This window comes from Mesorhizobium sp. CNPSo 4671, from assembly GCF_057784245.1.
Genome location: NZ_JBWLUW010000005.1, coordinates 156,319 through 173,643 on the forward strand (window position 1 = coordinate 156,319; position 17,325 = coordinate 173,643).

Genomic DNA, 17,325 nt, shown 5'->3' on the forward strand with positions numbered 1-17,325 from the left:
CGCGCCGCCGGACCGGTCGACAGCCCGGCACTACGCTGCTAGAAGCCCGGCCTGTCACACGGAAATCCCAGACGAATGCCCGAAACAATACCAGAAGAAGTGTCGCGCCGCCGCACCTTCGCGATCATCGCGCACCCCGACGCCGGCAAGACGACGCTCACCGAGAAGCTGCTGCTGTTCGGCGGCGCCATCCAGCTTGCCGGCGAGGTCAAGGCCAAGAAGGACAAGATCCAGACGCGCTCGGACTGGATGAAGATCGAGCGCGAGCGCGGCATTTCGGTCGTCACCTCGGTGATGACCTTCGAGTATGAGGACAATGTCTTCAATCTGCTCGACACGCCCGGCCACGAGGATTTCGCCGACGACACCTATCGCACACTGTCGGCAGTGGACTCGGCCGTCATGGTCATCGACGCCGCCAAGGGCATCGAGCCGCGCACGCTGAAACTGTTCGAGGTCTGCCGGCTGCGCGACATCCCGATCATCACCTTCGTCAACAAGATGGACCGCGAAAGCCGCGATCCGTTCGAGATTCTGGACGAGATCGAGCAGAAGCTGGCGCTGGATACGGCCCCCATCACCTGGCCGATCGGCCGCGGCAGGACATTTTCCGGCACTTATCATCTGGCGTTGAACGCGGTGCGCAAGGGCGACGACGAGAAGGAGCGCACGCCGGTCAACGGTCCCGATTCCAACCGCGTTGCCGGGCTGCTGCCGGAAAACGAGCGCGAGGCCTTCATCGAGGAACTGGAACTCGCGCGCGAAGCCTGTCGGCCGCTCGACATCGACGCCTTCCGCGAGGGCCATCTGACGCCGGTCTATTTCGGCTCGGCGCTGCGCAATTATGGCGTCCGCGACCTGATCGAGGCGCTCGGCGCCTTCGGGCCGCCGCCGCGCGCACAGGAGGCCGACACCCGCAAGGTCGAGGCGACCGAGGACAAGATGACCTCCTTCGTCTTCAAGATCCAGGCCAATATGGACCCCAACCACCGCGACCGCATCGCTTTCGTGCGCGTCTGCTCGGGCAAGCTCGAGCGCGGCATGAAGGCCAAGCTGGTGCGCACCGGCAAGCCGATGAGCCTGTCGGCGCCGCAGTTCTTCTTCGCCCGCACCCGCGTCACGGCGGATGAAGCCTTCGCCGGCGACGTCGTCGGCATTCCCAACCACGGGACGCTGCGCATCGGCGACACGCTGACCGAGGGCGAGGAGATTCTTTTCAGGGGCGTGCCGAACTTCGCCCCGGAAATCCTGCGCCGTGTCCGCCTCGGCGACGCCATGAAGGCGAAAAAACTCAAGGAAGCGCTGCACCAGATGGCCGAGGAAGGCGTCGTGCAGCTGTTCTCGCCCGAGGACGGCTCACCGGCCATCGTCGGCGTCGTCGGCGCCCTGCAGCTCGACGTGCTGAAGGAACGGCTGAACTTCGAATACACGCTGCCCGTCGAATTCGAAATGTCGCGCTTTTCCGTCTGCCGCTGGATATCGGCCGACGACAAGGCCGAAGTGCACCGCTTCATCGAAGCGCATCGCGGCGACATCGCCAGGGATCTCGACAACGATCCGGTGTTCCTGGCCCAGCACGCCTTCTCGCTCAACTACGAAGCCGAACGCTGGAAAGCGATCCGCTTCGCCACCGTCAAGGACTACCAGGTCCGCGACAAGGCAGCGTAGGCGCCAGTTTTTCCTTCTCCCCTTGTGGGAGAAGGTGTCGCCGAAGGCGATGGATGAGAGGTGTTCTGGAACACCCCTCATCCGTCTCGGCGCTGCGCGCCGATCCACCTTCTCCCATAGGGGGAGAAGGGAAGATCGCGCAGCTCTCACCCCTTCGCCGCCTCTTCGATCTTGGCGATGTCGATCTTGCTCATCTGCATCATCGCCGCCATCACCCGGCCGGCTTTGGCCCGATCCGGATCCATAAGCAGGCGCGGCAGTTGCTCCGGCACGACCTGCCAGGAAACACCGAACCTGTCCTTCAGCCAGCTGCATTGCGATGGTTCGCCGCCACCTTCGAGGAGCCTGTCCCAGAAATAATCCACCTCTTCCTGCGTCTTGCAGTCGATCGACTGTGACATCGCCTCGTTGAACTTGAATTGCGGTCCACCGTTGAGCGCCTGGAACTGCACGCCGTCGAGCTCGAACGTGGTCACCAGCGCCTTGCCCTCATCGGCGTGGCCTTCGGGCCAACGCATCACGCTCAGCACCTTCGAATTCTTGAAGATGGAGACATAGAAATTCATCGCCTCTTCGGCCTGGTCGTCGAACCACAGGCAGGTGGTGATCTTTTGCATGTCATGCTCCTCGGGTTGCTTTTTTGCTGTTGCGGTGAAACGGCTGACTCCGAGAATGGTGCCATTTCGTTTGCCGTCTGCCCAAGGACGCTTGTGCGGCTCGCGATCCGACAGCGGCATGCGATTTTTTCGGCGGCTCTCGTTTTTTCGTGGAATCTGGCGCATTGCAAAAATGTGGCCAGACCATACTTGCGAGTCTATAAAGCCAGCGATCCAAATTCAGCTCCGCCGCGCCATTCCTCGGCTGCGGCCAGCCACCAAGGAAAAGACATGCCTGCCTATCGCTCCCGCACCACCACCCATGGCCGCAACATGGCCGGCGCCCGCGGCCTCTGGCGCGCCACCGGCATGAAGGACAGCGACTTTGGCAAGCCGATCATCGCGGTGGTCAATTCGTTCACCCAGTTCGTGCCGGGCCATGTGCATTTGAAGGACCTCGGCCAGCTGGTCGCGCGCGAGATCGAAAAGGCCGGCGGCGTCGCCAAGGAATTCAACACCATCGCCGTCGATGACGGCATCGCCATGGGCCATGACGGCATGCTCTATTCGCTGCCGTCGCGCGAGCTGATCGCCGACTCCGTCGAATACATGGTCAACGCCCACTGCGCCGACGCCATGGTCTGCATCTCCAATTGCGACAAGATCACCCCCGGCATGCTGATGGCCTCGCTACGCCTCAACATCCCGACCGTGTTCGTGTCCGGCGGGCCGATGGAAGCCGGCAAGGTGGTGCTGGCCGGCAAGACCCAGGCGCTCGACCTGGTCGACGCCATGGTCGCTGCGGCCGACGACAAGATCTCCGACGAGGACGTCAAGGTCATCGAGCGTTCGGCCTGCCCGACCTGCGGCTCTTGCTCGGGCATGTTCACCGCCAATTCCATGAACTGCCTGACCGAGGCGCTCGGCCTGTCGCTGCCCGGCAACGGCTCGACATTGGCGACGCACGCCGACCGCAAGCGGCTGTTCGTCGAAGCCGGCCATCTCATCGTCGATCTCGCCCAGCGCTATTATGAGCAGGACGACGAAACGGCGCTGCCGCGCAGCATCGCGTCGAAAGGCGCCTTCGAGAATGCCATGACGCTCGACATCGCCATGGGCGGCTCGACCAACACCGTGCTGCACATCCTGGCCGCCGCCCATGAGGGCGAGGTCGACTTCACCATGGAAGACATCGACCGGTTGTCGCGCCGGGTTCCGGTGCTCTGCAAGGTGGCGCCGGCCAAGTCCGACGTCCACATGGAGGACGTCCACCGCGCCGGCGGCATCATGGCGATCCTCGGCCAGCTCGACAATGCCGGGTTGGTCAATCGCGAGCTGCCGACCGTGCACACGGCCAGCCTCGGCGAGGCGCTCGACCATTGGGACATCTCCCGCACCTCCAGCCAGAATGTCCGCGACTTCTTCCTCGCCGCGCCCGGCGGCGTGCCGACACAGGTCGCCTTCAGCCAGGACCGCCGCTGGGACGATCTCGACCTCGACCGCGAGAAGGGTGTCATCCGCTCGGCGGAAACGCCGTTCTCGAAGGACGGCGGCCTTGCCGTGCTGAAAGGCAATTTGGCGGTCGACGGTTGCATCGTGAAGACGGCCGGCGTCGACGAGTCGATCCTGAAATTCACCGGCCCGGCGCGGGTGTTCGAAAGCCAGGACGCCTCGGTGAAGGCCATCCTCTCCAACGAGATCAAGGCCGGCGATGTCGTCGTCATCCGCTATGAGGGGCCGCGCGGCGGCCCCGGCATGCAGGAAATGCTCTATCCGACCAGCTATCTGAAGTCGAAGGGCCTGGGCAAGGCCTGCGCACTGGTCACCGACGGCCGCTTCTCCGGCGGCACGTCTGGCCTGTCGATCGGCCATGCCTCGCCGGAAGCCGCCGAAGGCGGCACGATCGGGCTGGTCCAGGAGGGCGACACGATCGAGATAGACATCCCCAACCGCACCATCCGTCTCGCTGTCAGCGACGCCGAACTTGAAGCGCGCCGGGCGGCGATGGTGGCCAAGGGTGCCCTGGCCTGGAAGCCCGAGGAAAAGCGCAAGCGCAAGGTGACAACGGCGCTGCGCGCCTACGCCGCCTTCGCCACCAGCGCCGACAAGGGCGCGGTGCGGCACGTGCCGGAGTGAATAAAGGCGGCGACTCCTACCTCCCCCTTGTGGGGAGGTCGGACCGAAGGTCCGGGTGGGGGCGGCGCCGCACCCCCGCCCCGCTGCTGAGCAGCGACCCTCCCCACAAGGGGGAGGGTAAGGCTCACGGCATCAACTGATACTCATAAAGCTTCTGGTAAAGCCCGCCCTGCTTGAGCAGCGCCTTGTGCGGTCCGCTCTCCACCACCTTGCCGCCCTCCAGCACCACGATCGTGTCGGCCTGGTGCACGGTCGACAGGCGGTGGGCGATGACGATCGTCGTGCGGCCTTCGGTCAGCTGCTGCAGCGCGTCGCGGAACAGCGCTTCCGATTCGGCGTCGAGCGCGCTGGTCGCCTCGTCCAGCAGCAGGATTTCGGCGTTGCGCAGCATGGCGCGCGCGATCGAGATGCGCTGGCGCTGGCCGCCCGACAAGAGCCCGCCATTCTCGCCGACATCGGTCTCGTAGCCCTTCGCCTGCGCCATGATGAAGTCATGCGCGTTGGCGGCCTTGGCCGCAGCGATCACCTCGTTGTCGGTCGCGTCCTGCCGCCCAAGCCGGATGTTGTGCATGATGGTGCCGGCGAACAGGAATGTGTCCTGGCTGACATAGGCGATCTTTTCCCGCAGTGAGGCGAGCGTCGCATGGGAAATGTCCTGGCCGTCAAGCAGCACCTTGCCGCTCTTGGGGTCATACATGCGCATGATCAGGTTCAGGATCGTCGACTTGCCGCCTCCGGAAGGGCCGACCAGCGCCGTCATCTTGCCGGGCGCAAGGGTGAGGTCGAACCGGTCGAGCACCGGCGGGCCATTCTGGTAGGCGAAGCTGACGGCATCGAACCGGATCTCGCCCGGTCCGGCCCGGAGCGGTTTTGCATCGGGCTTCTCGGCCAGTGTCAGCGGCGCGTCGGCGAGCTGGAACATCATGCGCACGCCGACGATGCCGCTTTCCAGCGAGATGCGCACGCGCGCCAGGCGCTTTGCCGGCTCATAGGCGAGCAGCAGTGCTGCGATGAACGCCATGATGTTGCCCGGCATCTGCCCGCCCTGCAGAACCAGGAGACCGCTGACCATGACCGCGCCGGCGATCGCCAGCCCGGCCAGCGTCTCCATCACCGGGCTGGTCACCGCTTCCAGCGCGGCAATGTTGTTGGCCCGATCCTCGACGTCTGCCACCGCCTTGTACATGCGCTTGCGCATCAAGCCTTCGAGGTTGAAGGATTTGACCACACGCACGCCGATAGCGGTTTCCTGCATCACCTGAATGATCTGGCCAACCGAGCGGAACTCCATGGCGGCGAATTTACGCACGCGCTTCAGGATGCGGTTGACGCCATAGATGGCCACGGGCCCGGCGACGAAACAGATCAGCGACAGCACCGGCTGCTGCCACACCATGACACCAATCAAGGCAAGCAGGGTCACCAGATCGCGCACATAGGAGGTGACGATCAGGTCGAGCACGTTGCGTGCCGCCTGGGCATTGTTGGTCATGCGGGTGATCAGGTCGGATGACGAGGTCGAATGGTAGAATTCGATGCCTTGCGCCAGGATGCGGTCGTAGATCTTGCGCTGCCGGTCGGCAATGATGGCATTGCCGACCCGGCTCATGAAATAGGCCTGGACGAAATTGGCGAGGCCCTTGAGGATGAAGATCCCGGCGACCGCCGCGGCAATCATGTTGACGCGGTCGACCCGCTTGTCGATCACGAATTCATTGGTGATCTCGCGCAGGATCCAGGCGCTGGCGGCCGTCATGCCGGCCACCACCAGCATCGACACAATGGCGGCGCCATATCCGAACATATGCTGCCGGAAGGACTCTTTGACCAGCCTCACGATAAGGCGCTGGTTCTCCGCCGAGCGTTCGTCGCGTTTCAGGAACGGCAAGTTCAAGTTCACACGGGACTTCCATGGTTTGCGACTATGGCCTTGGGTCCGAAGCCGATCGCTGCGTGGGCGAAAGGCGGCTTATAGAGCGAGTTACCGCCAGAGGGAACCTTTCGCGGTCGCCTAAAGAAACGGCTGCGGCAAGCTGTCTTTTGCGCCACCATGGCTGGGTGATTCTGGAAATGGGATGACGACAGATGGATTTCGACCTTATCGTTCGTGGCGGCACGCTGCCGGATGGCCGGATTGCCGATATCGGCATCAGCGGCGAGACGATCGCGGCGATCGAGCCCAATCTGCAGGGTTCCGCCCGGGCCGAGGTCGATGCAAGCGGCAATCTGGTCTCGCCACCCTTCATCGATCCGCATTTCCATATGGATGCCACGCTGTCCTATGGCATTCCGCGCATCAACGCCTCGGGCACGCTGCTCGAAGGCATCGCGCTATGGGGTGAGCTGAAACCGCTTTTGACGCATGAAGCGGTACGCGACCGGGCGCTCGCCTATTGCGACTGGGCAGTGTCGATGGGCCTGCTCGCCATCCGCACCCATGTCGATGTCTGCGATGACAGGCTGCTGGCGGTCGAGGCCCTGCTCGACGTCAAGAAAACGATCGCGCCCTATATCGACCTGCAATTGGTGGCTTTCCCGCAGGACGGTTTCTACCGCTCGCCAAAGGCGCGTCAAAACACCATTCGGGCGCTGGACATGGGCGTCGACATCGTCGGCGGCATCCCGCATTTCGAGCGCAGCATGGCGGACGGCACGCGCTCGGTGACCGAGCTTTGCGAGATCGCGGCCAAACGCGGCCTGATGGTCGACCTGCATTGCGACGAGACCGACGACCCGCTGTCGCGCCACATCGAGCAACTGGCCTATGAAACGCAGCGCCTCGGCCTGCAGGGCAGGGTTGCCGGCTCGCACCTCACCTCGATGCACTCGATGGACAATTACTACGTCTCGAAGCTTCTGCCGCTGATTGCCGAGGCCGGCGTTTCGGCCATCCCCAATCCTTTGATCAACATCATGCTGCAGGGCCGTCACGACACTTTCCCGAAGCGGCGTGGCCTGACCCGGGTCAAGGAGATGCAGGCGCTGGGCATTCGTGTCGGCTGGGGCCAGGATTGCGTGCTCGATCCCTGGTATTCGCTGGGCACCGCCGACATGCTCGACGTCGCCTTCATGGGCCTGCACGTCGCGCAGATGTCGAGCCCCGCCGACATGGCGCGCTGCTTCGACATGGTCACCAACGTCAACGCCGCCATCATGGGGTTGGATCATCTTGGCCTGGCTGTCGGCAAGCGCGCCAGCCTTGTCGTCCTCGACGCCGGCAATCCGATCGAAGCCCTGCGCCTGCGCGCCGAGCGCGTCTGCGTCATTGCCAGGGGCAAGGTGGTGGCGGAACGGACGAGGCAGGATACCAGGCTTTCCATCCCTGGCAGGCCGGCGCAGTTGAACCGCAGGCACAAAGCCATGTAGGCCCAGCCGATTCCCGGTTCTGGTCCCGCGATTTCCCGGATTCTTCTCGTCAAAGCCGCTGCTTCCGTCTAGGACGCGGCTTAGAGCAATTCCAGGAAAAGTGTGAAACGGTTTTCCCGGGCAAAGCACGCCTTGCCCTTGGGAATTGCGTCAAAATAAAGAGTTAGAGCGGTTCGCCGTTTCCGTGAAACGGTGAACTGCTCTACGCGAGGGAGGAATCGGGATCGGCATGACGCAACCCGTGGCGCAGAATTCCACGATCAGGAACGTGCTTCTGGCCGGCATTCTGCTGATGCTGGCCGGTGACTTCCTGTTTGCGTTGAACGACGCGATGGGCAAGTGGCTGGTCGCCAGCTTCTCCGTCGGCCAGGTGGTGCTGATCCGCTCCATCGGCGCCTTTATCGTGCTTGGCCCGATGATCGCTAATCAGGGCGCCGGCAGACTGTTCCGGATGGAGCGGCCCGGGCTGCAGATCCTGCGCGTGCTGGCGACGACGCTGGACACCGCTTTGTTCTATGCAGCCGTCGTCTATCTGCCGCTTGCCGATGTGATGAGCTTCTACATGGCCGGGCCGATCTATGTCGCGGCGCTGTCGCATTTCCTGCTTGGCGAAAAGGTCGGCTGGCGCCGCTGGGTGGCGATCCTGCTCGGCTTCTGCGGCGTGGTGATCATGCTGAAGCCTTCCTCGGCGGCATTCTCGCTGTCGTCGAGCTTCGCGCTCGTCGGCAGCCTTGCCTTTGCCTTCGCCATCATCCTCAACCGGCGGCTGCGCGGCACCAGCGACACCAATCTGGTGACATGGCAGACGATCGGCACGCTGCTGGTCGGCGGGGTGCTGACCATCGGCGCCTGGCAGACGCCCTCGGCGCTCGATTTCAGTGCCATGCTGCTGCTTGGCATCGTCTCCTGCAGCGCCCATCTGATGATCACGCGGGCACTCAAGCTGGCGCCGGCCTCGACGCTGGCGCCGCTGCATTACACGCTGCTGCTGTGGGCGGTGGTGTTCGGGCTGGTGTTCTTTGGCGATGTTCCCGGCCCGCGCATCCTGATCGGTTCCGGCATCATTGTTCTCGCCGGTCTGTTCATCTTCCACCGCCAGAAGGTGGTCGACACCGCGGTGCCACCCGAAAATGTCCCGAAGGGCGTCAATTAGGGCAGTTCCAGGAAAGTGTGAAATCGCTTTCCGTCCGCGACTGCATCCAAACAAAGCATACAGCGCGTCGCACGAAACGATGCGCTTAGCCGCTGAAGGCTATCACCCGGAATTGCCTAGGTTTCCGGTCAAGCAGTTCGGTATTTACATCGATATTTTGCGGTGTACGTTGCTTTTCGGGCGCAATACGGGATTGATTCTTCGCCGGGAGAGGCAAGAACAATATCTCCGCAAAGACTGCGATAGAGGGGGGATAATGGGCAGTTTCTCTATATGGCATTGGCTGATCGTTCTAGTCCTGATCGGCTTACCATTGGTGTTTGTTCTAAGAGCGGCACCAGCTGGCGGCAATCGCTTCGGAGAAATGCCGCCTCCGATGAGTTTTAGTGAAGCTGTTTCAAGTTTCTTTCGAAATTATGTGAATTTTTCAGGCAGGGCCAGTCGCTCGGAGTTCTGGTATTCCTACCTCTTCCTTTTCATCGTCGGCGTCATTCTCGTCATAGTCGATGCCGTTGTGAAGAATGAAATTATCTCATCGATATGGAATCTGGCCGCCCTCCTGCCGACACTGGCCATGACCACCCGCCGGCTGCATGACATCAACCGAAGCGGTTGGCATCAGCTCCTGGTGGGATTATTCCCCATCGGCACCATCGCGCTGATCATCTGGTATTGCAAAAAGTCTGACGACACAGTGACGTTGAGTGAAATAGAGCGGGTTTTCAGGTAGACGCGGCAACAGGCATTTGGGCGCTTGATGGAATCGCGGGAACGCCAAAACCGCTGTCACTTGGAATTGCTCTCCCCCAAACGCACAGCCGCCAGGTGCCGGGAAAATTCCGGGGCTTCCATCAGTGCCTTGCAGCGGGCGAAGCGGCCATCGGCATAGGCGCGGAAATCGTCGACCGGGTTGTTGTTGGCGAGCTGGATCAATCCCCATAGCGTCCACAACAGATCGCACATTGCCTTGTAGATGACGACCCGGCCGCGCTCGGCCGGCCTCGCCTCACCGCCGAAATAAGCTCGCATCAGCTCCTCGTCCTGGTCCGCATCGAACTTGCCTTCCACGCTGAGGTCGCCGAGATCCCAGAGCGGGTCGTTCATCCCCGAATATTCCCAGTCGACGATCCACATCCGCTCGCCCGTATCGAGAAAGTTCTCGCACAGCGGGTCGCAATGGCAGGCGACGAGCGGCAGCGGATGGGCGGCCAGCGCCGAGCGCACGCTGCCGGCCTCGCGCACCACGTCGTGATAGCCGGCGGGCAGCGCGACGTCCTTGGTCGACAGCACCTTGAGATAGTCGTCGATCATCGAAAACAGTTCGAAGCGAAAGGGAAACACCGCGCCAGACGCATGCAGCTTGCGGAAGGCCTCGCCGGCGCGAGCCGGACTGCCTGGGCGCTCTTTGAATTTCTCTGGTGACATCGTCTCGGCTCCGGCGATGAAGCGTGTCACCATCACGCCGGTGCCGGCATCGGCATGCAGCACTTGCGGGCTGACGCCGGCTTTAGCCGCCTCGCGCGCGGCCACTGCTTCGTTGGCGCGGTTGATGTATTCCTCGGTGCCTTTGCCTGGAATGCGCAGGCAGAGATCGCCGGCCCTGAAGACAAGGTTGGTGAGGCCACCAAGCCGCTCCAACGGCCCGGTATAGCCGGCCAGCACCGGAATGGCGGCCAGTTTTGCCCGCGCCTCTTCTGTCACCATGCCCACGCCCCCACGCCGTTATTTCTCACCGCAACGGTTCCACAATTTTCGCGGTTTGGCTATCATTGGTCGAAGGCAACTCGATCAGGCGACAGACCAGCGATGACGGACGGCAAACATTTGGGCGCGCTCAGCGCAGCCTATGCAGCGACGCGGCCCGAAGAAGTGGCGGCGCTGTATGACCGCTGGTCGCAGACCTATGACGCCGACATGTCGGCCGCCGGTTATCGTCATCCGACGATCTGCCTCGCTCTGATCGCCCGCCATTTGCCGCGCGGCGCGGCCCCGCTGCTCGATGCCGGCGCGGGCACCGGGCTCATCGGCGAATGGCTCGATATTGCAGGCTATCCGCAAGTCGAGGCGCTGGACATCTCGCAGGGCATGCTGGACCAGGCCGCTCGCAAGGGTGTCTATTCCGCGCTGCATTGTCTCGCGCTCGGCAACACGCTGCCCTTTGCCGACAATGCCTATGCCGGGATCGTCTCGGCCGGGGTCTTCACCTCAGGCCATGTCGGTGTCGAAGGGCTGGACGAGCTGATCCGCATATGCCGGCCCGGCGGGATGATCGTGCTGACGGTCAAGAACACACTGTGGGATCAGGGTTTTGCCGCCCGCATCGCCGAGCTCGAAGCGCAGGGCCTCCTCACCAGCGTTGAGGAAACGCGCCCTTACGTCTCGATGCCGGGCGAAGCTGACACTGTGCCCAGCCGTGGTCTCGCCCTGCGGGTGAACTAGGCCTTTACCCGCTCCGCTGCCGGATCGTACATTGGCTCGAGATGGATTTGGGCCGGCGTCCGCTCCATCGCGACCACCAATTCATAGTCACCCGAAGCAAGGAAATCGTCGCTCACGCCGTCGCCGTTGCGCACATAGCCGTAGCCGATGTTTTTGCTCACCGTGTAGCCATAGCCGCCGCTGGTCAGATAGCCGACCGGCTCGCCATTGCGCAGGATGGTCTCGCGGCCGAGCAGCACGATTTCAGGATTGTCGACCGTGAAGCCGGCAAAGCGTTTCTTCAGAGGCGCCCCGCCGATCGTCTCCAGCGCGCGCCGTCCGACGAAATCGGTGTTCTTGCGCAGCTTGACCGCCCAGCCGAGCCCGGCCTCCTGCGGCGTGTCGTTGGGGGTGATGTCGGAGCCCCAGGCGCGGTAGCCCTTTTCCAGCCGCAGCGATTCCAGCGCCCGGTAGCCGACCGGACGGATGCCGTGCGTCTTGCCTGCCGCCATCAGCGCGTCGAAGACCTCGCCGGTCGCCGCGATCGGCACATGCAGTTCCCAGCCAAGCTCGCCGACATAGGTGACGCGCAGCGCCCGGATTGTGTGGCCGGCGATGGTGATCTCGCGGACATGGCCGAACGGGAAAAGAGCATTCGACACATCCGCATCGGTCACATCGGAAAGCACGTCGCGGGCGCGCGGACCCATCAGCGACAGCGTGCCGAAATCCTCGGTGACATCGGTCAGCTTGGCATCGAGGTCCTCGCCTATATGGTCGCTGATCCATGAGGCATCATGCGTGCGGAAGCCGGTGCCGGTGACGATGTAGAATTTTTCCTCGGCCAGCCGCGCCACTGTCAAGTCGGCCTCGATGCCGCCGCGCGTGTTGAGAAGCTGGGTGTAGGTCAGCCTTCCCACCGGCTTGCTGACATCGTTGGCGCAGATCCAGTCCAGTGCCTTGGCCGCGTCGGGTCCGCTCAGCTCGTATTTGGCGAAAGACGATTGGTCGAAGATGCCGACCTTCTCGCGCACATGCCGATGCTCGTCGCCGACCGCCGCGAACCAGTTCTGCCGGCCCATCGAATAGACGTCCCGCGGTTCGACGCCTTCGGGTGCAAACCAGTTCGGTCGCTCCCAGCCGAGCTTGGAGCCGAACACGGCACGCTGCTGCTTCAGCCTGTTGTAAAGCGGCGAGACGATGCGCGGCCGGCCTGAGGCATACTCCTCATGCGGGAAGCCGATCGTGTAGTGCTTGCCATAGGCTTCCAGCGTGCGTTCGCTTACCCATTGCCGGTCGCGGTGCAGGTTGGAAAAGCGCCTGATGTCGACGACCCACAGGTCTAGCGGCGCCTCGCCGTCGACCACCCATTGCGCCAGCACCCAGCCGGCGCCGCCGCCAGACGCGATGCCGAAGGCATTGAAGCCGGCGCCGACGAACATATTGGCGCATTCAGGCGCCGTGCCGAGAATGAAATTACCGTCCGGTGTGAAGCTTTCCGGCCCGTTGATCATCTGCTTGACGCCGACGGTTTCCAGCGCCGGAACGCGCGCGATCGCCTGGCTCATATGCTGCTCGAAATGGTCGTAGTCGTCGTCGAACAGCCGGAATTCCCAATCGTTGGGCACGTCGCCGCCGGGGAGACCAGTCGTCCACGCCTGCGGGTTCGGCTCATAGCCGCCCATCACCAGCCCGCCGACCTCTTCCTTGAAATAGGTGCGCCGGTCAGGGTCGCGCAGCGTCGGCGCATCGGTCGCCAGGCCATCGATCTTCTCGGTGATGATGTATTGGTGCTTCACCGGCTGCAGCGGCACGTTGATGCCGGCCATGGCGCCCACTTGCCGCGCCCACTGACCGGCGCAGTTCACCACCTTCTCGCAGGCGATGTCGCCTTGATCGGTCTTCACCGCTGCGATGCGGCCGCCCTTCATCTCGAAGCCGGTGACGCAGACATTCTCATAAAGCTTCGCGCCATGCATGCGCGCGCCCTTGGCCAAGGACTGGGTGATGTCGGAGGGGCTTGCCTGGCCGTCGGTCGGCAGCCAGGAGGCGCCGACAAGATCGCCGGTTTCCATCAGCGGCCACATCGCCTTGACCTCGTCCGGCGACAAAAGCTGCATGTCCATGCCGAAGCTCTTCGCCGTCGTCGCCAGCCTTTTGTACTCGGTCCAGCGGTCGGCATTGGTGGCGAGCCGCAGGCAGCCGGTCATCTTCCAGCCGGTGGCAAGACCGGTTTCGGCCTCCAGCCCCTTGTAGAGGTCGACCGAGTATTTGAGCACGCGGGTGATCGAGGCAGAGGAGCGCAATTGTCCGACAAGGCCAGCCGCGTGCCAGGTCGAGCCCGAGGTCAGCTTGCCCTGTTCGAGCAGCACCACGTCGGCCTTGTGGTCGCGCGCCAGATGATAGGCCGTCGAGCAGCCGATGATGCCGCCGCCGATGACGACGATGGCGGCGTGGCTGGGCAAGGTCATGATTTCAGGATCCCGTATTTTGTCCGGTAGTTTTCCAGCGCCGCGTCGAGCCGCACCAGATTTTCCTCGGTGTAGGCGACGTAGTCGATGCCGGGCGCGTCGAGATAGAGTTCCGACACCATGCTCCACATCGCCTCGCGCAGCAGCGAGGCGCATTGCATGGCGGCGTGCGAGCGGCGGATCGCCTCGTCCGGCTCCTTCATGAAATAGGCGGTCAGGAAGGCGAAGGATTCCTCGTCGCTCATGCCGGCATTCGAGGCGACGCCGGCAAGGTCGAACATTGCCGTGTTGAAGCCGGCATATTCGAAATCGATCAGCCACAGCCTGCTGCCGTCGTCGAGAATGTTGGCTGGCAAGAGATCGTTGTGGCCAAAGACGATCGGCAGCAATTTCTGCGCGCGCTCCAGCTCGTCCGCCAGCGTCAGCAGGCGCGGCAGGTCGTTGCGCTTGCGGCTGTTGCCTTCCTCGAGCGTGCGCGCGTAGTCGCGGATGACGTGGAACACCCAGAACATGAAGCCGGCGCCGGAGACATGGTTCGGCATCTCGCGATGGAAGGATCGCAGCAGAGCCGCCACGCGGCCGAGATTGGCACGCACGTCTTCGGCGAGGAAGGTCCTGGCGCCGAGAAACTGCGTCACCAGGATGCCGGGTTCGGAATAGTGCACGGCAGGCGCGAAACCGGCGGCATGGGCCGCGCGCGCGGTCATCACCTCGCGCTCGCGGAAGACATGGTGGAACGGATAGTCCTGGCCGAAGCGCACGACATGCCGTCCGGCAGCGTCGCTGACCACATAATTGGCGTTGCTCAGGCCGCCGGGCAGCGGGGCGATCTCGATGGCGCCGGTCCAGCAGGGCAGGGCGCGGATGCGATCTTCGGCAATCACGGGCTCATCCCTGGTTTGCTGGGCTTCGACTAAAGCGCGTCGCGTTGAAACGGGTCCATGCGACGCGCTTTAGGTCCTTGTTTTTATGCATGTCGTTCTCCCAAAACCGAGGTCACTTTTGGGCGACATGCATTAGGCGCCATGGACAGCGCGACGAGAGCGGGGAGAAACGCAAATAATCTCGCCGGTGCGGGACGCCAGGATCGGTATCCCGCACCGCACCGACGAGCCCCTTGGCCAGGACTTTGAGCCTGGCATCCGCCCCCGCGGATCTGAAAATTCCTTGCGCCAGACGCATTCAAGGCTGTCCGGCCACTGAGTTGCGGCTCTGCCATCACCCTCCCGTTGCAGTTCCGAAACCCCTGTTGATGCCTTGGATTTCACGCCAGGGTTGCCCGGTTGTCAATAAAAAGATGTGACTTTTTTTGGGTGTTTTGCCCGAAAGCAAGAGTTGATCCCTTTAAAAGCGCTTGAATTGCCTTAAAACCGGTCAAAAGGTTCGGGAAACCCAATGGTCCATTCCAAACGCCACGGCGAGATCCTGCGGCTGTTGCAGGAAGAGGGAACCGTCACCATCGCCAGCCTGGCCGACCGGCTGGGTGTTTCACTGGAAACCGTGCGCCGCGACGTCAAGCCGCTCACCAATGATGGTTCGGTTCTGAAAATGCATGGCGCCATCGGCCTGCCGTCGATGGTCGGCGAGGCGCCGTTCGAACGGCGCATGCGCGAGAATGCCGATGCCAAGCGCATCATTGCCCGCATGGTCGCCGCCACTATCCGCGACGGCGAATCGGTTATGCTCGACACAGGCACCACGACCTCGTTCCTGGCCCGGGAACTGCTCGGCCACCGGCGGCTGACGGTCGTTACCAACTCGTCCGACATCGCCCGCACGCTGGCCACCATCAACGGCAACAAGGTCTATATGGCGGGCGGCGAATTGCGCAGCGATTCAGGCGCTGCCTTCGGCACCTCGGCCATCGAGTTCGTCAGCCGCTTCTCGGTCAGCCACGCCATCATCTCCACCGGCGCCGTCGATGCGGTGACGGGTGTCATGGACTACGATCTGGAAGAGGCCGAATTCGCCCGCATGGTGCTGTCGCGCGGCCAGCGTTCGCTCGTCATCACCGACCACACCAAATTCGGCCGCCATGGCCTGGTTCAGGTCTGCGGCTTCGATGGCTTTTCCGAACTCGCCACCGACCGTTCGCCGCCGCATGACATCGCCGCGGCGCTGGCACAGGCCGGCGCGCGGCTCAGCATTGCCGGCGGCGAAGCCGGATTTTAACTGAACACCAGCGATTGGTGGGCACACACGCCCGCGAAGGTCCCGCCCGATACGGCGAAGGCGATGTTGTGCATCGCGCGTGCCGCATCGCCTGCGGCGTAGACGCCGGGAACCGTCGTCTGCTGCCTGTCATCGACAGATATCACCGGGCCGAGGAGGCCGTCCGTGAAGCCGCAGCCGAGCTGCTCGGCCAGCGGGCTTGCCATCGTGTTGCGCGGTGCGGTGAACATCGCCCTGACGCCAGCCTTTCGGCCGCCGTCGAGGTGGACGATCAAGCCGCCGGCGCCGTCTTCCCGTAGCTCGCTGACGACTGCGGGTTCGAATCTGACATTCTTGCCCTCCAGGGAGAGCATCTGCTCGGTGTCGGGTTCTATCTGGCCGTTGCCGAACAGAGTGACGTCGCCCCAGTCGGCGATCAACTGCGCCTGATGCATGGACATCGGGCCGGTCGCGAGCACGCCGATCGGCCCGCCGGACACCTCATAGCCGTGGCAATAGGGGCAGTGCAGCACGGTCTTGCCCCATTGTCCGGCAAGCCCGGGAACCTCCGGCAGGATGTCGCGCACACCGGTGGCCAACACCAGCCGCGCGGCGCCGTATGTCTCGCCGCCATCGGTGGTGATCTCGAAATCGCTGCTGCTGTTGGCGACGGCTTTGTCGGCATGCGCCTGGACAAATCTGGCTGTCGGATAGGCCAACAATTGCCGCCTTGCATCGTCGAGGATGGCACCAGGCGAGCGCCCGTCCTGGCCGAGAAAACCGTGCGAATGCGCGGCAAAGCGATTGCGTGGCTGGCCGGCGTCGATCACCAGCACGTTGCGCCGGGCCCGCGCTGCCTGGATGGCGGCGGACAGGCCGGCGAAGCTGCCGCCCACAATGGCGAGATCATACTGCATGGCTCGAAACTCCGATGAGATCGTAACGGCGGCGGAAATCGGCGGTCAGGTCGGCCAGCGTGATGCGGCTGAGCTTCTCCGCCAGCAGCTTCTCCGCCGCGATGCGGAAATCGTCGAGTACGGCGATCACCGCTTGCTCGACGAGGCAGCCCGGGCTTTCCGGCTGGGTGCTGAACGGCAGCAGCGTCTCGCCCAGGGCGGCGCTGATCTCGGCCAGCGAGATGTTTCCGGGCGCACGCCTGAGCAGCCAGCCACCGCCATGCCCGCGCGACGAGGTGACGATGCCGGCGTTGCGCAAGCCGGCGATGGTGCGGCGCACCACCACCGGATTGGTGTGGATGAAGGTGGCAAGCTGCTCGGAGGTCAGCGCGTGGTCCGGCTTCTCGGCCATGTGGACGAGAATGTGCAAGGTGGAGGACAGCCGGCTGTTGCGTTTCATGTAACTTAGT

The 17,325-nt window shown here is 63.3% G+C and carries 14 protein-coding genes; 7 read left to right on the forward strand and 7 right to left on the reverse strand.

Features of this window, described 5'->3' with window-relative positions; translation table 11 throughout:
* Nucleotides 1–75: 75 nt before the first annotated feature.
* Complete coding sequence (locus tag AC04SF_RS16695; RefSeq protein ID WP_488478736.1) at nt 76–1,668, forward strand: peptide chain release factor 3; 1,593 nt, start codon at nt 76–78, stop codon at nt 1,666–1,668.
* A gap of 146 nt (nt 1,669–1,814) precedes the next feature.
* Here the strand turns inward: AC04SF_RS16695 and AC04SF_RS16700 are convergent, their stop codons facing one another.
* A complete protein-coding gene (locus AC04SF_RS16700; protein ID WP_488478737.1) occupies nt 1,815–2,285 on the reverse strand; it encodes a VOC family protein in 471 nt (156 codons plus the stop codon).
* Nucleotides 2,286–2,555: 270 nt separating this feature from the next.
* Between AC04SF_RS16700 and ilvD the strand changes: the two genes are divergently transcribed.
* Nucleotides 2,556–4,400: a dihydroxy-acid dehydratase gene (gene ilvD / locus AC04SF_RS16705; RefSeq protein WP_488478738.1), complete on the forward strand. Its 1,845-nt coding sequence runs from the start codon at nt 2,556–2,558 to the stop codon at nt 4,398–4,400.
* 124 nt (nt 4,401–4,524) lie between these two features.
* On the opposite strand, the gene AC04SF_RS16710 is transcribed toward ilvD, so the two are convergent.
* Nucleotides 4,525–6,279 carry an ABC transporter ATP-binding protein gene (locus AC04SF_RS16710; protein ID WP_488478925.1) on the reverse strand — a complete coding sequence of 585 codons (1,755 nt, stop codon included), beginning with the start codon at nt 6,277–6,279 and terminating at the stop codon, nt 4,525–4,527.
* 206 nt (nt 6,280–6,485) lie between these two features.
* Between AC04SF_RS16710 and AC04SF_RS16715 the strand changes: the two genes are divergently transcribed.
* The 3 genes from AC04SF_RS16715 to AC04SF_RS16725 all read left to right on the forward strand — a co-directional run bounded on the left by AC04SF_RS16715 (nt 6,486) and on the right by AC04SF_RS16725 (nt 9,649).
* Nucleotides 6,486–7,766, forward strand: coding sequence for an amidohydrolase family protein (locus tag AC04SF_RS16715; RefSeq protein ID WP_488478739.1), 1,281 nt, complete (start codon nt 6,486–6,488; stop codon nt 7,764–7,766).
* Nucleotides 7,767–7,995: 229 nt separating this feature from the next.
* Nucleotides 7,996–8,919 carry a DMT family transporter gene (locus AC04SF_RS16720; RefSeq protein WP_488478740.1) on the forward strand — a complete coding sequence of 308 codons (924 nt, stop codon included), beginning with the start codon at nt 7,996–7,998 and terminating at the stop codon, nt 8,917–8,919.
* Between the two features lie 256 nt (nt 8,920–9,175).
* Nucleotides 9,176–9,649: a DUF805 domain-containing protein gene (locus tag AC04SF_RS16725; protein ID WP_096458435.1), complete on the forward strand. Its 474-nt coding sequence runs from the start codon at nt 9,176–9,178 to the stop codon at nt 9,647–9,649.
* A 56-nt stretch (nt 9,650–9,705) separates the two neighbouring features.
* On the opposite strand, the gene AC04SF_RS16730 is transcribed toward AC04SF_RS16725, so the two are convergent.
* Entirely contained in the window at nt 9,706–10,623 is a 918-nt protein-coding gene (locus AC04SF_RS16730; RefSeq protein WP_488478741.1) for a phosphotransferase, read from the reverse strand.
* 102 nt (nt 10,624–10,725) lie between these two features.
* On the opposite strand from AC04SF_RS16730, the gene AC04SF_RS16735 reads away from it, so the two are divergent.
* A complete protein-coding gene (locus tag AC04SF_RS16735) occupies nt 10,726–11,358 on the forward strand; it encodes a class I SAM-dependent DNA methyltransferase (RefSeq protein WP_488478742.1) in 633 nt (210 codons plus the stop codon).
* Here AC04SF_RS16735 and AC04SF_RS16740 read toward each other — a convergent pair.
* On the reverse strand, nt 11,355–13,808 hold the full coding sequence (locus AC04SF_RS16740; protein ID WP_488478743.1) for a GcvT family protein: 2,454 nt from the start codon (nt 13,806–13,808) through the stop codon (nt 11,355–11,357). The two genes, AC04SF_RS16735 and AC04SF_RS16740, sit on opposite strands and share 4 nt — an antisense overlap.
* Nucleotides 13,805–14,692 carry a phosphotransferase gene (locus tag AC04SF_RS16745; protein ID WP_488478744.1) on the reverse strand — a complete coding sequence of 296 codons (888 nt, stop codon included), beginning with the start codon at nt 14,690–14,692 and terminating at the stop codon, nt 13,805–13,807. Before AC04SF_RS16745 ends, AC04SF_RS16740 begins: the two co-directional genes overlap by 4 nt.
* A 511-nt stretch (nt 14,693–15,203) precedes the next feature.
* Here AC04SF_RS16745 and AC04SF_RS16750 point away from each other — a divergent pair.
* Complete coding sequence (locus AC04SF_RS16750; RefSeq protein ID WP_488478745.1) at nt 15,204–15,980, forward strand: DeoR/GlpR family DNA-binding transcription regulator; 777 nt, start codon at nt 15,204–15,206, stop codon at nt 15,978–15,980.
* Here the strand turns inward: AC04SF_RS16750 and AC04SF_RS16755 are convergent.
* Nucleotides 15,977–16,876, reverse strand: coding sequence for an NAD(P)/FAD-dependent oxidoreductase (locus AC04SF_RS16755; protein ID WP_488478746.1), 900 nt, complete (start codon nt 16,874–16,876; stop codon nt 15,977–15,979). The genes AC04SF_RS16750 and AC04SF_RS16755 overlap by 4 nt on opposite strands.
* Nucleotides 16,866–17,315: an RrF2 family transcriptional regulator gene (locus AC04SF_RS16760; protein WP_488478747.1), complete on the reverse strand. Its 450-nt coding sequence runs from the start codon at nt 17,313–17,315 to the stop codon at nt 16,866–16,868. The genes AC04SF_RS16755 and AC04SF_RS16760 overlap by 11 nt, the downstream gene beginning before the upstream one ends.
* Nucleotides 17,316–17,325 lie beyond the last annotated feature (10 nt).

Bases quoted from the DNA above. Each gene is read 5' to 3' on its own strand.
- AC04SF_RS16695 (WP_488478736.1), top strand. From the start codon at position 76: ATGCCCGAAACAATACCAGAAGAAGTGTCGCGCCGCCGCACCTTCGCG.
- AC04SF_RS16700 (WP_488478737.1), bottom strand. From the start codon at position 2,285: ATGCAAAAGATCACCACCTGCCTGTGGTTCGACGACCAGGCCGAAGAG.
- ilvD (WP_488478738.1), top strand. From the start codon at position 2,556: ATGCCTGCCTATCGCTCCCGCACCACCACCCATGGCCGCAACATGGCC.
- AC04SF_RS16715 (WP_488478739.1), top strand. From the start codon at position 6,486: ATGGATTTCGACCTTATCGTTCGTGGCGGCACGCTGCCGGATGGCCGG.
- AC04SF_RS16720 (WP_488478740.1), top strand. From the start codon at position 7,996: ATGACGCAACCCGTGGCGCAGAATTCCACGATCAGGAACGTGCTTCTG.
- AC04SF_RS16725 (WP_096458435.1), top strand. From the start codon at position 9,176: ATGGGCAGTTTCTCTATATGGCATTGGCTGATCGTTCTAGTCCTGATC.
- AC04SF_RS16730 (WP_488478741.1), bottom strand. From the start codon at position 10,623: ATGGTGACAGAAGAGGCGCGGGCAAAACTGGCCGCCATTCCGGTGCTG.
- AC04SF_RS16735 (WP_488478742.1), top strand. From the start codon at position 10,726: ATGACGGACGGCAAACATTTGGGCGCGCTCAGCGCAGCCTATGCAGCG.
- AC04SF_RS16740 (WP_488478743.1), bottom strand. From the start codon at position 13,808: ATGACCTTGCCCAGCCACGCCGCCATCGTCGTCATCGGCGGCGGCATC.
- AC04SF_RS16750 (WP_488478745.1), top strand. From the start codon at position 15,204: ATGGTCCATTCCAAACGCCACGGCGAGATCCTGCGGCTGTTGCAGGAA.
- AC04SF_RS16755 (WP_488478746.1), bottom strand. From the start codon at position 16,876: ATGCAGTATGATCTCGCCATTGTGGGCGGCAGCTTCGCCGGCCTGTCC.
- AC04SF_RS16760 (WP_488478747.1), bottom strand. From the start codon at position 17,315: ATGAAACGCAACAGCCGGCTGTCCTCCACCTTGCACATTCTCGTCCAC.